This is a genomic window from Streptomyces sp. NPDC050416, assembly GCF_044458845.1.
Lineage (GTDB): Bacteria > Actinomycetota > Actinomycetes > Streptomycetales > Streptomycetaceae > Streptomyces.
The window spans coordinates 85,086-99,068 of record NZ_JBITII010000008.1; the positions used below are offsets into that span (position 1 = coordinate 85,086).

The window sequence follows — 13,983 nt, forward strand, 5'->3', positions numbered from 1 at the left end:
CACCCACGAGAAAGCACAGGAAAGGGAAACCATGCCAGTCGGTGTCCTGTCGATCGGCTCCTACACACCGGCCAAGGTCGTCGACAACCAGCAGATCAGCGCCTGGACGGGGATGCCCGAGTCCTGGGTGACCGAACGCACCGGAGTGCTCCAGCGGCGGTACGCCGAGCCGGGCACCACCACGTCCGACCTCGCCCTCCCCGCCGCCCGCGAGGCGCTCCGGGGCGTCTCCGGCGAGGTGCGCGAGCGGCTCGGCGCGCTGGTGGTGGCCACCAGCACCCCGGACGTGCCGCAGCCGTCCACGGCCGCGATCCTCCAGCACAAGCTGGGTCTCTCCACCCTGCCCGCCTTCGACATCAACGCCGTGTGCAGCGGTTTCCTCTACGGTCTCGCGGTTGCCGAGGGCCTGCTGAAGGCGGGCCGGCACGGCGAGCACGTGCTGCTTGTCGGGGCCGACATGTTCTCCACGATCATGGACAGGTCCGACCGGCGCACGGTGAGCCTGTTCGGTGACGGCGCGGGCGCCGTCCTGCTCGGCGAGGTGCCCGAGGGCTACGGCCTGCGGTCGGTGCAGCTGGTCACGGACGGCGAGTTCCACCACTACGTCGGCGTGGAGGCCGGCGGCACCCGGACGCCGCTCGACGCCGAGGCCCGCGAAGCCGGGCAGCACTTCTTCCGGATGGACGGACGCGCGGTGCGTGACTACGCGCTGTCGGTGCTGGCGAAACTGACCGCCGTGACGCTCGACGACTGTGGTCTGGCCCTGGAGGACGTCGACCGGTTCGTCTTCCACCAGGCGAACACCAGGCTCCTGGAGGCCTTCGTCGCGGACGCCGGGATCGACCCGGCGCGGGTCGCGTACACCGCGCCGCACCTGGGCAACACCGTCGCCGCCTCCGTGCCGCTCACCCTGCACGCCACCCACCGCGAACGGCCGCTGCGGCGCGGCGAGCGGGTGCTGCTGGCGTCGGTGGGCGGCGGCATGACCGCGGGCGCGGCGCTGCTGACCTGGTACTGACGCCCGTCCCGAGCCGCTGTCTCCGCGTTCCGCACCGGCACCGGCACATCGACCACACACGTACACCACACGCAGCATCGGAGGAGCCATGAGGCTCGACGGACAGACGGCCGTCATCACCGGGGGCACGCGAGGACTGGGCCGGGCGATCGCCGAGGCCTACCTCGCCGAGGGCGCCTCGGTCGTCGTCGCCGCACGCAACCCCTACGACATCAAGGAACTCGCCGACGACCACGGCGACCGGCTGCTCTACCACCACACGGACGTCACCGACGAGACCTCGGTGGAGGAGCTGATGGCCACCGCCGTCGAGACGTACGGGGGCGTCGACATCCTGGTCAACAACGCGGGGGTCAGCCGTGACGGCAAGATCTCCCGTCTCTCGATGGCCGACTGGAACACCACGCTGGCCACCAACCTGACCGGTGTCTTCCTCTGCACGCGCGCGGTGATCGGCCCGATGACCACCCGGCGCGAGGCGACGGGCGCCGGCGGCCGCATCATCAACGTGTCGTCCTGCGTGGCCGGCCGGGCCGCGATCGGCGCGTCCGCCTACAGCGCGAGCAAGGCCGCCGTGGAGATGTTCACCCGTACCTCGGCGGCCGAACTGGCCCCCAAGGGCATCACTGTCAACTGCCTGTCACCCGGCTACATCGATGAGGGCATGGGCAAGGAGCTGGCCGCCAACGAGCGCGCCTGGGAGAGTTACCGCGGCCGGCTCCTGTCCGGGCGGCTCGGCCGTCCCCAGGAGGTCGGTGCCACCGCCGTGTTCCTCGCCTCGCAGGACAGCTCGTACGTCAACGGCAGTGTGGTCGAGGTCAACGGGGGGCTGATGTGGGCGGCCTGACAGGGCGTGGGCCCGGGGCGCCCGTGCTGGTCGTCGGGGCCGGCCCGGTCGGTCTGGTCGTCGCCTGCGAGCTGCTGCAGCGGAACATCCCGGTCCGCGTCGTGGACGCCGGGCGCGGGCACTCGTCGCACTCCCGGGCGAACGTGATCTGGCCGCGCAACCTCGAACTGCTCGACCGGATCGGGGTGACCGACGACCTGCTGGGCATCGGCCACCGGCTGGCGGGCACGGCGTTCTACTCGCGCGGCCGCCGTCTGGCGACGGCCTGGATGAGCAGGCTGCCGGACTCGCCGTACCCGTTCGCGCTGACGCTCTCGCAGAACGACACCGAGCAGGTGCTGCGCCGGCGGCTCGCCGCGCTCGGCGGCACCCTGGAGGAGGGCGTCCGGCTCACCGCCCTGGACAACACCCCGGGCGGCCCGGTCGTCAAGCTGGAGCACGACGGCGGCCGGATCGAGGAGCTGGAGCCCGGCTGGCTGGTGGGCGCGGACGGAGCGCACAGCACCGTCCGCAAGGAACTGGGCATCGCCTACGACGGTCCGCCGGTCGACGTGTCGTTCGCCATCACCGACGCCCGGCTGACCACCACCCTCTCCGAGGACCTGTCGCACTACTGCTACGCGCCGAGCGGCGCCATGGTCCTGGGCCCGATGGGCGACGGCGTGCACCGCATCGCCCTGAACGTGCCGCACGACGCGTACGACGAGCACAACCCGCCGCCGCGCGAGATGTTCCAGCGGGTCGTCGACGACCGGGCGGCCGGCCGCAGCCGGGTCGAGGAACTGCTGTGGAGCGGCTCCTTCCGGGTGCGGGTCCGGATCGCCTCCAGCTTCCGCAGCGAACGCTGCTTCCTGGCCGGCGACGCCGCGCACGTGATCAGCCCGGCCGGTGGGCAGGGCATGAACACCGGGATGCAGGACGCGTTCAACCTGGCGTGGAAACTGTCGGGCGTCATCCGCGGGGAGTTCGGGGAGTCGATCCTGGACTCCTACGACACCGAGCGCCGGGCGGTCTCCCACGACGTGGCGCGCTCGACCGAGCTGCTGACCAAGGCGGGCCTGGTCAACTCCCCGGCGAAGGTCGCCCTCCGGGACGCGGCGTTCATGGCCGCCGACCGGACCGGTCTGTTCCAGCGCAAGCTGGCCCCGCAGCTCGGCCAGACGGCCGTGAGCTACGGCGGTGACCGCCATCCCCGGCTGCCGGTGATGGTCTCGGGCGGGACCGGCCCGGGCGGGGCGCCCCAGCGTCCCGGCAGCGGCGGCTGGCCTGCGATCGACCGGGACCGGCACACCGTGCTGCTGTGGCCCGGCGCGCGGACCCCGCCGCCGGACTGGCAGCGCACCCGCGACGGGATGCGGCGGGCGCTGCCCGAGGGCACGCCCGTGCTCGATCTGACCCGCGCGGTTCCCAAGGGCCTGGCCGCGGCGCTCGGTCCGCGACCGGCCGTGGCCGTGGTCCGTCCGGACGGCCATCTGCTGGCCCGGCTCGACCCCCGGCGGCCCCAGGAGACCACCCATCTGCTCACCCGAGCGGCCCACCTCAGGAGTCGGCCATGACCACTGCCCTGCCCCCGCTGACCACCGATCACTCCCGTCCCGTGGTGGCGTTCTTCGACGCCGACGAGACACTCATCGCCATGAAGACCCCGTTCTCGCTGCTGCGCCACCGGCTGCGGCGGCAGGGGGACGTGAGGGGCGCCGAGTACGAACGGCTGGTGGAGCCGCTGCGGCGGCTGGCGTCCATGGGCGTCACCCCCGTCGAGGTGGTGTCCAAGTTCTACGAGCTGCACACCGGCGTCCCCTGGGACGACGTGGTCGCCGAGGCGCGCGAGTGGTACGCCGAACTGCGCGAAGACGGGGCGCCGTTCATCGAGCCGACCGTTACCCGACTGCGCCGGCACCAGGAGGCGGGTCACCACACGGTGGTCATCTCCGGCTCCTGGCCCGCGACCCTGCACCCGATCACCGACGACCTCGGGGTCGACCTGGTCCTGTGCACCGAGCCGGAGCTGGACGCGGACCGGTGCATGACCGGAAGGATCCGGCACGCGATGTTCGGTCCGGCGAAGGCGGAGGCGGTCCGGCAGGCGCTGGAGAAGTTCGGCGCGGATCCGGCGGACTGCCATGCCTACGGGGACGACCCGGGGGACCTGACCATGCTCCGCATGGTGGGCCACCCGACCGTGGTCGGCGCCAACCCGAGGATGGCGGCCCACGCGGCGGAACACGGCTGGCCGGTCGTCCCGGCGACCCTCGTGACCGGCACCCGGCGCCAGCCGGTGTGACACACGACTGCGCCGTCCCGTGCCCGGTGAGGGCGCGGGGCGGGGGCCGGCGCTTCGAGGCGTACGCCGGATCGCAACCGGCCGGCGCACCACAACCGCGGCGCACACACCGCCGTCGCCGGGCACGGCCGGGCCGTAGGGCGCCGCTCCCCGCATGCGGCCGGGCTGTGGGGCGCCGTTCCCGTGTGGGGCCGGGCTGTGGGGCGCCGCTCCCCGCATGCGGCCGGGCTGTGGGGCGCCGTTCCCGTAGGGCGCCGCTCCCCGCATGCGGCCGGGCTGTGGGGCGCCGTTCCCGTGTGGGGCCGGGCCGTAGGGCGCCGCTCCCCGCATGCGGCCGGGCCGTATGGGCGCCCGCTCCCGCGTGGGGCCGGGCCGTGGGAGCGCCGCCCCCTCCGCGTGCGGTCGGGCCGTAGGATCCCCCGGCGTACCGTCGGCCGTAGGAGCAGGTCGGTGTGGCTCGGCCGTTGGCCCGGGGTGTCGCGGTGCTTCCCGCGGAGCGTCTAGCGTGCGCCGACCGCCTCCGGCAGCGCGGCCAGTTCCGCCAGGTCCTCGGGCGCCAGGGTCAGGGAACCGGCCGCCACGTTGTCCTCCAGGTAGCGGCGGGTCTTGGTGCCGGGGATGACGCCGACGTGGTCGCCCTGGGCCAGCACCCAGGCGATCGCGACCTGGGCCACCGTCGCGCCGAGCCGGTCGGCCACGGTCCGGACCTGGTCGACGATGGCCTGGTTGGCGCTGATGGCCTCGGGCTGGAACCGGGGGATCCGGTGCCGCCCGTCCACGTCCGGCAGGTCCTTCGGGCTGCTGATCAACCCGGACAGGAAGCCCCTGCCGAGCGGAGCGAACGCGATGAACGCGATGCCCTCACTCCCGCAGTACTTCACCACGCCGTTCGTGAGGGCGTCGCGGCTCCACAGGGAAAGTTCGCTCTGCACGGAGGCCACCGGGTGGACCGCCTGCGCCCGGCCGATCTCCTCCGCCGACGCCTCGGACAGGCCGAGCGCGCCGAGCTTGCCCTCCTTCACCAACTCCGCGAGCGCACCCCAGCTCTCCTCCACAGGCACCTCGGGGTCGATGCGGTGCAGCTGGTAGAGGTCCACATGGTCCACGCCGAGCCGCTTCAGGCTGGCGTCGACGGCGGCGCGCAGATACTCGGGCCGGCCGTCCCGGTGGCTGCGGTAGGTGGCGGGGTCGTCCACCACGAGCCCGCCCTTGGTGGCGAGCAGCGCCTTGTCGCGGTGTCCCCGCAGCGCCTTGCCGACCAGCAGTTCGTTGGTGAACGGGCCGTACTGGTCGGCCGTGTCGATCAGATCGGCGCCGATCTCCAGGGCATGCCGGATGACCCCGATGGACTCGCTCTCGTCCCGGCCCAGTTCGTCGTACCCCCACGACATGCCCATGCAGCCGAGGCCGACGGCCGCGAAGGTCCGCTGTGAGCCGCCCAGTTGGATTCTGCGCATCGCCGTGCGCACCGCCTTTCCCGCTCGCCCGTGTGCCGTACATGCCCGTCGATTGACAGGCCCTCATCTTTACACAGAACTCTGCCATACGACATTGACAGCAGCTGTGACCTGTCCCCTAATCTATGCCAGAGTTCTTACACATAGCTGACTACACCCAAGTGACAACGAACAGACAGAGGTGATCCTCCGTGTCCACCGGCAACCCGCGGGCCACGCTCGCCGCGGCGTGCGTCGTCGGCCCGCTCATGACCCTGGTGGTGACCGGCCCGTCCGTGGCCGTCCCCGACATCGGCGCCGATCTGCACAGCTCACTGGCCGCCGCCCAGTGGGTGGTCGACGGCTACATGCTGACCGCGTCCAGCAGCCTCGCGGCCATGGGCTCGCTCGCCGACCGCATCGGCCACCGCAGGATGTTCACCTGGGGCATGGCCTTCTTCGCCTTCTGGATGACCGTGTCCGGCCTCGCGAACAGCATCCTGCTGCTCGACGTCTCGCGCGCGATCGCCGGCTTCGGCAGCGGCGCGGCGCTCGCCTCCATCACCGCGATCCTGGCGCAGTCCTTCGACGGCACCGCCCGCGCGAAGGCGTTCGGCCTCTTCGGCACGTTCCTGGGAGCGGGCCTGGCGTTCGGGCCGATGTTCGGCGGCGTCCTGGTCAACCTGTGGGGCTGGCGTTCGGTCTTCCTCGTGCTGGCCGCGGTCTCCGCGCTCGTCCTGCTGAGCACTCCCCTGCTGCCCCGCTCGGAGCCCAACCGCGGGCCGCGCTTCGACTGGACCGGCACCTTCGCCTTCGGTTTCGGCGTCGCCCTGTTCGTGCTCGCCCTGGTGGAGGGGCCGGGCCGGGGCTGGACCGACCCGATCGTGCTCGGCTCGGCCGTCGGCTGCCTGATCCTGATGGTGGTCTTCGTGGCGGTGGAACGCCGCACCGAGCACCCGATGTTCGACCTGGGCCTGTTCGCCCGCCCGCAGTTCCTGGCCGTCTGCCTGGTGCCGCTGGTGCTGGCGTTCAGCTTCGTGGCACTCGTCATCGTGCTGCCGCCCTACCTGACCTCCACGAGCGGGATGTCGGCCGTCCGCATCGGCCTGGTCCTGCTGCTCCTGACGGGCCCGTCGCTGGTGATGCCCGCCGTCACGGGCGTGGTCGCACAGAAGGTCTCACAGCGCGCCCTGTTCGTCGTGCTGCTGTGCTTCTCCGCCGTCGGCGCCGCCTGGCTGACGATGGTGGAGCCGGGTGCCTCGACGGCCGCGCTGGCCGGCCCCCTGCTCTTCCTGGGCATCGGGTACGGCATCTCGCTCGGCATCCTGGACGGCGCGGCGGTCTCGGCCGTCGAGCCGGAGCGGATGGGCATGGCCGCGGGCATGTTCAACACGGTGCGGCTCGCCTCCGACGCCGTCTCCATGGCCGGACTGGGCACCCTCGTCACGGCACTCACCAAGAGCGCCCTCGACAGCGGTGCGGTGTCCGCGTACCCGGGCGGCGCCGAGGCGCTGACCTCGCGGGCGCTGCAGGGCGGTCTGACCGAGGCCGCCGAGTCACTGCCGGCCGGCGAGGTGCGGGACCGCGCGGTGACCGCGATGGCCGACGCGTACGCCACCGGTCTGCACACCACCATGTGGATCGTCGCGGCGGCGTGCGCGGTCAGCGCGGTCGTCGTCGGCAGCCTGCTCTCGGGAGGGAAGCCGTCCGGGGACGCGCCCACCGAAGCGTCCGGCGACCCGGCCTCGGCGTCGCCCGAGCCCGCCTCCGCGCACTGAGGGGCCGGTCATGACTCAGACCGCCCTGGGGCCCGTCGAGGTCCTGCCCCCCTATGTCGACCAGCAACTGGTGGAGCGACTCGGTATTGAGATCACCCACTGCGACCCCGATCTCGTGGTCGGCACCATGCCGGTGGCGGGCAACCGCCAGCCGATCGGCCTGCTGCACGGCGGGGCCAACGCGGTGCTCGCCGAGACGCTCGGTTCGCTCGCCGCCTGGGTGCACGCGGGAGCCGACCGGATCATCGTCGGCCAGGAGCTGTCCTGCACCCACCACGCCGCGGCCCGCTCGGGGAAGGTCACCGGCTCCTGCCGGCCGCTGCACCTGGGCACGCACACCGCCACCTACGAGATCGTCATCAGCGACGAACAGGGCCGGCGCACCTGCACCGCACGGCTGACCTGCGCGATCCCGGCCGTCCGGCGACGGAAGGCCCGGTGACCGAAACAGCCCCGGGGAAGGACCGCAGGCCGGCCCGGCGAAGGCAATGCACGACTACTGCTTCGTCCTCTGCCGTATGCAAGACTATTGACATGGCGAACACGACGACGGAGACGGTCGCCGCTGGCCGACTCGGGCACACGATCAAGCGGGCGGAACAGGCCCTCATCGCACGCAAGACGGAAGTGCTGCGGGAGTTCGGCCTGACGGTGCCCCAGTACTCGGTCCTGCTGCTGCTGTCGCTCTCCGACGGCATGTCCGCGGCGCAGCTCGCACGGGAGTGCATGGTGACGCCGCAGACGATGGCCACGGTCCTGACCAACCTGGAAAAGGCCGGTCTGGTGTTTCGTGAACCCTCGGAACTCCATCAGAAGGTCGTGGTCAACCGGGCGACCCGGGCGGGCCGCGCCATTGCCAAGAAAGCCGACAAGGCGGCCTTGCGGGTCGAAGGCTCATTGAGTGCCGAATTCACGCCGGAAGAGCTGGCCCACTTCGAAGAGTACCTGGAGCGGGCGATAGCGTTGCTGGGTTCTCTGGACTGATCCGGCGGGGCGCGCGCCCGTCATGAAGTTGCATACGGCACGGCCGGGATAACCACGGTGAATGACTCTGAGAGGCATTCACCGTGGTTCTTTTTTCGGGAAGTGTGAGGCACGTAACATGCACTGCTCCGGTGCGTAAACATTTGTGTCCGGTCCATGTTATAAGCGGATTCTGGCCACAACCCTGCTATGGTTGGCTGGTCACTCAGGGTAGGTGGTTGACGCCGATCCGGGGGGCAGAGGTTCGGCCATTCCGTCGCTGGACGGGATGGATGTACCAATAAGGGGGAATGGTGCAGATTCATGTCCTCGGCCCGATGACGGTCTTCGACGACGAGTCGGAGCCGATCGTTCTGGCGCCCAAGCCGCGTCGGCTTCTCGCCTTACTGGCCGTCAATGCAGATCGTGCGGTATCGGTCAACGCGCTCGTGCAGGAGTTGTGGGGGAGCAATCCGCCGCGCACCGCCACGGCCACGATCCAGACGTATATCGGCCAAGTCCGGCGGACCATCGCGGAAGCGCTCAGGAAGAGTGCCGGCGAGGTAGCCGACGAAATTCTCATAACCGAGGGCAGCAGTTATGTGCTGTCCACTTCGAGGGTCGCCCTCGACATCACGGAATACGAGCTGCTGGCCGAGGCCGGCAGTGCGGCCGTCCAGCGCGGTGAATTCGTGCGGGGGTCTGAGCTGCTGCATCAGGCGGTGGCGCTGTGGCGCGGTCCGGCGTTGGTCAACGTGGAGGCCGGTGAGCTGCTCGGCGCGCGGATCGTCCACCTGGACGAGTCGTTGCTGTGCACGCAGGAGCACCGGATCTACGCCGATCTCCAGCGCGGCGCGCACCACAGGCTGGTGCCGGAGCTCACCGAGCTCACCGCCCGCCACCCGCTGCACGAGAACTTCCACCGGCACCTGATGCTGGCGCTGTACCGGTGCGGGCGTCGGGCGGAGTCGCTCGCCGTCATGCGGCGGCTGCGCGCCCGCCTGGTGGAGGAACTGGGCCTTGAGCCCTCGCCGTTCCTGGTCCAGATGGAGCAGGACATCCTGCGCGGCGAGCCCTCCCTGGACCGGACGCGACCCAGACCGGTCGAGCAGTGCTCCGGGCGTCAGCAGGATCGGGTGGCGGTACGGAGCATGGTCCATCACCTCTCCAGGCCGACCATGCAGCCGGCCGGCTGAGCCGACAGGACACACCACCCGGGGCCGCGGGGCACACGCCCCCGCGGCCCCGGGAGCGTGCGGTACCGGCCTCTCCTCACCTGCTGCGGCGGCGTCGTGCCGGGACGGCGGCTGGCGCGCCGGGCCACCGCCGGTGGGAGTGCGGGGCCTCGCTTGTCTCGCCGGGTGGGCGGCCGTCCCGTACATCCGCCGGGTGGGCAGCAGGTGCCGGCGGTCGCTTGCCCGCTGGGGCGCCGGTGCCGCTGGTCCTTGCTTGTTCGTCGGGGTGCGGGTGTTCGGGCCGGTGGGGCGGAGCCCAGCCCGGCTCGCCCGCCGGGGCAGGCGGCGCTGGCGGCATACCGGCCCTGCGGGCGACGCGCGGTGGTCGGGCTCAGGCGCCGCTCACCAGGAGGCAGGACCAGGTGAAGCCCGCGCCGGCGCTCACCACCAGGGCGTAGTCGTCGGGGCCTAGCAGCCGGCGGGCGTGCAGTTCGGACAGGGTGGCCGCGGTGTCGCCGGCGCCGAGGTGACCGGTGTCGGCTCCGGGGCGCAGCAGCTCCGCGCCGGTGAGCTTCGTCAGCAGGGGCGCGTAGGCGAGGTCGACAGTCTTGCGGCCGAGGCGCGGGGCCACCACGTAACGCAGCGGGACGTCGCCAGTGGCCGTGAGCCCCACGCCCGCCAGGCAGGACTCCACCGCCGATCGCAGCGCACCGCTACTCGCCTCGGTGAACGTCTCCATGCCCTCCGCCTGGAGGTACGCCTTCTTGGTGCGGCGGATGTCGACCCGCGGGCCGAGCGAGCGGGCGGCCGGACTGAACGGGTCGTCCCCCCGGTGCATCCGCTCCAGCCGGGGCGCGGCCACCGTCGACAGGGAGTGCAGTACCAGGTCGGCCGGCCTGCCGCCCTCGCTCCCCGGCAGATGGTGCAGGACCAGGGCGGTGGCCCCGTCGCCGTACGCGATGCCGTAGTCCCCGCTCCACCGGTCGAAGCCCGGATCGAGGAAGGCGTCCGCGGTGGTCACCAGGGCGTGGCCGAGGCCGGGCTCGACGAACAGCCGAGCGGCGGCCAGCTCCACGGCCGCCGCACCGCCGTTGCACACCTGCTGGACGCCGACCGGCACGGCGGCGTCGGCGCCCAACTGGTCGGCGATGAAGTGCGTGGGCGACCACAGGTCGTGGCCCTGGTAGTGGATCGAGGCGTGGAGCAGGAGGCCCACGGCACGGGCGTCCACGCCCGCCGCCGCGAGCGCCCGGCGGCCCGCCTCGACCGCCATCTCGGGCGGCGCCTGGTCGGCCACCGGCAACGCGTCACAGCCCAGTTCGTCGACGGTCTCCTGGTCGACCAGCGCCAGCCCGACGGCCTCCGCCGCGCTCTGCCGCCCGGGGGGCAGCCAGAGCGAGGGGCCCGAGACGCCCAGCGGGCGGGGCAGCCGCATCACTCGCCCCCGCGGGCAGCGTACGCGCCGCTCGTGTCGCAGCCCGGGTCCGGGGCGGGCACGGTCGGGGAGGTGGCGTCCTTGGGGATGATGTCGACGACGTACAGCTCCACCGGTTCGGTGCCGTTGTTGATGCCCATGTGCACGGTGTCCGGGCCCACGGGCTCCACGAGCGACTCGCCGGGGCCGTACTCCCGCACCGAGCAGTCCGAGCCCTCGATGCGGGTGAAGGTGCCGGAGTCGATGACGGCGATCTCCTCGCCCACGTGGTAGTGCCAGCCCGTCGAGGCGCCCGGCTGCACCACCGCCTTGCGGTAGAGCACCTTGCGGTCGCCGTCGGCCTTGATCTTGAACGGCGCCGACGTGACGCCCTGGCTCAGGACGACCGCGCTCACCGGCGGCACCTCGGCCTGGGCGACGGGCTGGAGGACGAATCCGGCGCCGAGCGTCACCGCGGCGACGGCACCCACACTTGCGATCTTGCTCTTGCTGACCACGGTACGTATTCCTCCGCTCACGGGAACCGGCCTTCGCGGTCATGTGTATCAGAGCATTGTCACAGGATCGAGCCCTGTCTTGACTTCCCATACAGGGCTCTTGTGGTTCTCCAGTGGTTCTCGTGCGGTCCTCCTCAACCGGCCTCGACCAGCGAGATCCTGTCCTTGCGGGCGTCCCGGTCCAGCAGTTGCACGACCCGCTCGCGGGTGTCGGTACCGGCCTGCGCCGTGTGCAGCATCAGCCGGACGCCCGGCCGGTCGGGGATCTGCAGCACCGAGTGCTCGAAGATCAGGCAACCCGCCCGCGGATGGTCGATGGCCTTCACACCCCGGTTGGCCGCCGTGATCTCGTACCGCGACCACAGCTCGGCGAACTCCGCGCTCTCCTCGGTCAGCCGGTCCGAGATCCGGGCGAACTCCGGGTCGTCGGGGTAGCGGGCCGCGTCCCGGCGGAACTCGGACACCAGACCGGGGGCGATCTCCTCCCAATAACGGTGGCGGGCCCGGAAGGCGGGGTTGGTGAAGAAGGCCACCAGGCAGTTGGTGTCGCCCTCGCGGAACCCGAAGACCAGCTCCGCGGCCCGGTTGGTCCCCGCGATGTTCCAGCATCGGTCGATGACGTACGCCGGGCTCGGCATCCAGCCCTCCAGCAGGGCCGTCAGCTGCGCGGTGCCGGGGGAGTCGTCCGCCGTGCGCCGCGGTGGGTTCATGCCCACCAGCTGGTAGAGGTGGTCCCGCTCCACGGCGTCGAGGCGCAGCGTCCTGCAGATGGCGTCCAGGACCTGCTCCGACACCTTGATGTCCCGGCCCTGTTCGAGCCATGTGTACCAGGAGGCGCCGATGCCGGCGAGCATCGCGACCTCCTCCCGGCGCAGGCCCGGTGTGCGCCTGCGCGCTCCCGGCGGAAGCCCCACGTCCTCGGGCCTGAGACGCTCCCGGCGGGTGCGCAGGAACTGCCTGAGTTCCTCGCGTCGACGGGATTCCCGTACTGCGTTGAGGCTGGTGGTCATAAACCCAGGATAAGTACGGGCTCCCCGCGGCGGGTTGGGGATTGCGAGCCTCGACCCATGACTTCCGATGTCGTCAACTCGCCCGCCAAGGCGCGTTTCACCACGCGCCAGTGGCTCATCATCGCCCTGCTGTGCGGCGCGCAGTTCATGCTCGCCCTGGACTTCTCCATCCTCAGCGTCGCGCTCCCCGTCCTCGGCAAGGACCTCGGCTTCGCGCTGAGCGACCTCCAGTGGGTGGTCACCGCGTTCGCCCTGCCGTCCGGCGGCCTGCTGCTGCTCTTCGGCCGGGCCGCCGACCTCTACGGCCGCCGCAACTGGTTCATCGCCGGCATGGCCCTGTTCACGGTCGCCTCCCTGGCCGGCGGCCTGGCCCCCACGCCCGGGTTCCTGCTCGCCGCCCGCGCGGCCCAGGGCGTCGCGGCCGCCATGCTGACCCCGGCGGCGATGTCCCTGCTGACGACCAGCTTTCCGGAGGGCTCGCAGCGCGACCGCGCGCTCGGCATCAACGGCGCGCTGCTGTCGCTCGGTTTCCTGTCCGGCGTGGTGCTCGGCGGTGTCATCACCGACCTGACCAGCTGGCGCGTCACGCTCTTCATCAGCGTCCCGGTCGGCCTCGTCGCCTCGATCGCCGCCCCGGCCCTGATCAAGGAGAGCCGCAACGAGCAGACGCCGCGGCTGGACGTCCTCGGCGCGGTCACCGTCACCGGTGGCCTGCTGTCGGTCATCTACGGCATCACCTCGGCCGAGCGCAACGGCTGGGGCGCAGGCACGACCCTGTTCGCCCTCGCCGCCGGTGTGGTGCTCCTGATCGCTTTCTTCGCCGTCGAGTCGCGGGTCGCCGCACCGCTCGTCGACCTGAACGTGCTGCGCCGCCGTACCGTCAGCTGGGGCAACACCACCGGCCTGGTCACCTTCGCGATGATGACCGGCATGGTCTTCCTGCTCACGCTGTACATGCAGAAGGTGCGCGGGATGACGCCGCTGAACGCCGGGTTCACGTTCGCCGCGCTGGGCGTTGCGGCCGTCCTCGGCGGTGCCTTCGCGGCGCGGATCATCGGCGCCATCGGCGTCCACCGGGCACTGGTGTACGGCCTGGTGCTGCAGGCGGCGAGCACGGCCGCGCTCTTCTTCCTCGACACCGGCGACGCCGCCATGCCGCTGCTGCTGGTGGCCACCGCGACGGGCGGCTTCGGCCACCTCCTCGCGGTCGTCGGCTACATGATCACCGCGACCTCGGGCCTGCCGGACCACGAGCAGGGCCTGGCCACGGGCCTGGCCTACACCGGCCAGCAGCTCGGCGTCACCGTCGGCACGCCGGTCCTCGCCACGGTCGCCGCGGCCGGCATGGACGCCTCCGGCGGCAGCGGCCCCGCCGCGGTCCTGGACGGGGTGCGCGACGGCCTGCTGACCGCCGCGGGCGCGCTGCTCGTCGCGGGCCTGATCGCCATCGCGTTCCTGCGGCCCCGGCAGACCGCCCCGAGTCCCGCCCCGGTGCTCGACGAGCAGGTCACGGCCGACGCCCGCTGAGACGGAGAGGACA

13 protein-coding genes are annotated in these 13,983 nt (G+C 71.8%); 9 read left to right on the forward strand and 4 right to left on the reverse strand.

Features of this window, described 5'->3' with window-relative positions:
- Window positions 1–31 precede the first annotated feature (31 nt).
- From ACIBL4_RS24925 to ACIBL4_RS24940, 4 genes are all read left to right on the forward strand, one after another.
- Complete coding sequence (locus tag ACIBL4_RS24925; protein WP_399413652.1) at window positions 32–1,018, forward strand: 3-oxoacyl-ACP synthase III family protein; 987 nt, start codon at window positions 32–34, stop codon at window positions 1,016–1,018.
- Between the two features lie 88 nt (window positions 1,019–1,106).
- Complete coding sequence (locus tag ACIBL4_RS24930) at window positions 1,107–1,865, forward strand: SDR family NAD(P)-dependent oxidoreductase (RefSeq protein ID WP_399413654.1); 759 nt, start codon at window positions 1,107–1,109, stop codon at window positions 1,863–1,865.
- A 23-nt stretch (window positions 1,866–1,888) separates the two neighbouring features.
- Complete coding sequence (locus ACIBL4_RS24935; RefSeq protein ID WP_399413656.1) at window positions 1,889–3,421, forward strand: FAD-dependent monooxygenase; 1,533 nt, start codon at window positions 1,889–1,891, stop codon at window positions 3,419–3,421.
- On the forward strand, window positions 3,418–4,149 hold the full coding sequence (locus ACIBL4_RS24940) for an HAD family hydrolase (RefSeq protein WP_399413658.1): 732 nt from the start codon (window positions 3,418–3,420) through the stop codon (window positions 4,147–4,149). The genes ACIBL4_RS24935 and ACIBL4_RS24940 overlap by 4 nt, the downstream gene beginning before the upstream one ends.
- Before the next feature lie 500 nt (window positions 4,150–4,649).
- Here the strand turns inward: ACIBL4_RS24940 and ACIBL4_RS24945 are convergent, their stop codons facing one another.
- Window positions 4,650–5,606: an aldo/keto reductase gene (locus tag ACIBL4_RS24945; protein ID WP_399413660.1), complete on the reverse strand. Its 957-nt coding sequence runs from the start codon at window positions 5,604–5,606 to the stop codon at window positions 4,650–4,652.
- Between the two features lie 191 nt (window positions 5,607–5,797).
- Here ACIBL4_RS24945 and ACIBL4_RS24950 point away from each other — a divergent pair, with 191 nt between their 5' ends.
- The 4 genes from ACIBL4_RS24950 to ACIBL4_RS24965 all read left to right on the forward strand — a co-directional run bounded on the left by ACIBL4_RS24950 (window position 5,798) and on the right by ACIBL4_RS24965 (window position 9,522).
- The gene (locus ACIBL4_RS24950) at window positions 5,798–7,363 is read left to right on the forward strand and encodes an MFS transporter (RefSeq protein ID WP_399413662.1); all 1,566 of its coding nucleotides are present in this window, start codon (window positions 5,798–5,800) and stop codon (window positions 7,361–7,363) included.
- A gap of 10 nt (window positions 7,364–7,373) precedes the next feature.
- A complete protein-coding gene (locus ACIBL4_RS24955) occupies window positions 7,374–7,805 on the forward strand; it encodes a hotdog fold thioesterase (protein WP_399413664.1) in 432 nt (143 codons plus the stop codon).
- 92 nt (window positions 7,806–7,897) lie between these two features.
- Window positions 7,898–8,347, forward strand: a complete 450-nt coding sequence (locus ACIBL4_RS24960) for a MarR family winged helix-turn-helix transcriptional regulator (RefSeq protein WP_399413666.1) — start codon at window positions 7,898–7,900, stop codon at window positions 8,345–8,347.
- 317 nt (window positions 8,348–8,664) lie between these two features.
- Window positions 8,665–9,522, forward strand: coding sequence for a BTAD domain-containing putative transcriptional regulator (locus ACIBL4_RS24965; RefSeq protein ID WP_399413668.1), 858 nt, complete (start codon window positions 8,665–8,667; stop codon window positions 9,520–9,522).
- Between the two features lie 370 nt (window positions 9,523–9,892).
- On the opposite strand, the gene ACIBL4_RS24970 is transcribed toward ACIBL4_RS24965, so the two are convergent.
- From ACIBL4_RS24970 to ACIBL4_RS24980, 3 genes are all read right to left on the reverse strand, one after another.
- Complete coding sequence (locus ACIBL4_RS24970; protein ID WP_399413670.1) at window positions 9,893–10,936, reverse strand: 3-oxoacyl-[acyl-carrier-protein] synthase III C-terminal domain-containing protein; 1,044 nt, start codon at window positions 10,934–10,936, stop codon at window positions 9,893–9,895.
- Window positions 10,936–11,433, reverse strand: a complete 498-nt coding sequence (locus tag ACIBL4_RS24975; RefSeq protein WP_399413672.1) for a cupin domain-containing protein — start codon at window positions 11,431–11,433, stop codon at window positions 10,936–10,938. Before ACIBL4_RS24975 ends, ACIBL4_RS24970 begins: the two co-directional genes overlap by 1 nt.
- 134 nt (window positions 11,434–11,567) lie before the next feature.
- Window positions 11,568–12,443, reverse strand: a complete 876-nt coding sequence (locus ACIBL4_RS24980; RefSeq protein ID WP_399413674.1) for a helix-turn-helix transcriptional regulator — start codon at window positions 12,441–12,443, stop codon at window positions 11,568–11,570.
- A 57-nt stretch (window positions 12,444–12,500) separates the two neighbouring features.
- On the opposite strand from ACIBL4_RS24980, the gene ACIBL4_RS24985 reads away from it, so the two are divergent.
- Window positions 12,501–13,970 (forward strand): MFS transporter, encoded by a 1,470-nt coding sequence (locus ACIBL4_RS24985; protein ID WP_399413676.1) that lies wholly within the window; start codon window positions 12,501–12,503, stop codon window positions 13,968–13,970.
- The last annotated feature ends 13 nt before the right edge of the window (window positions 13,971–13,983 follow it).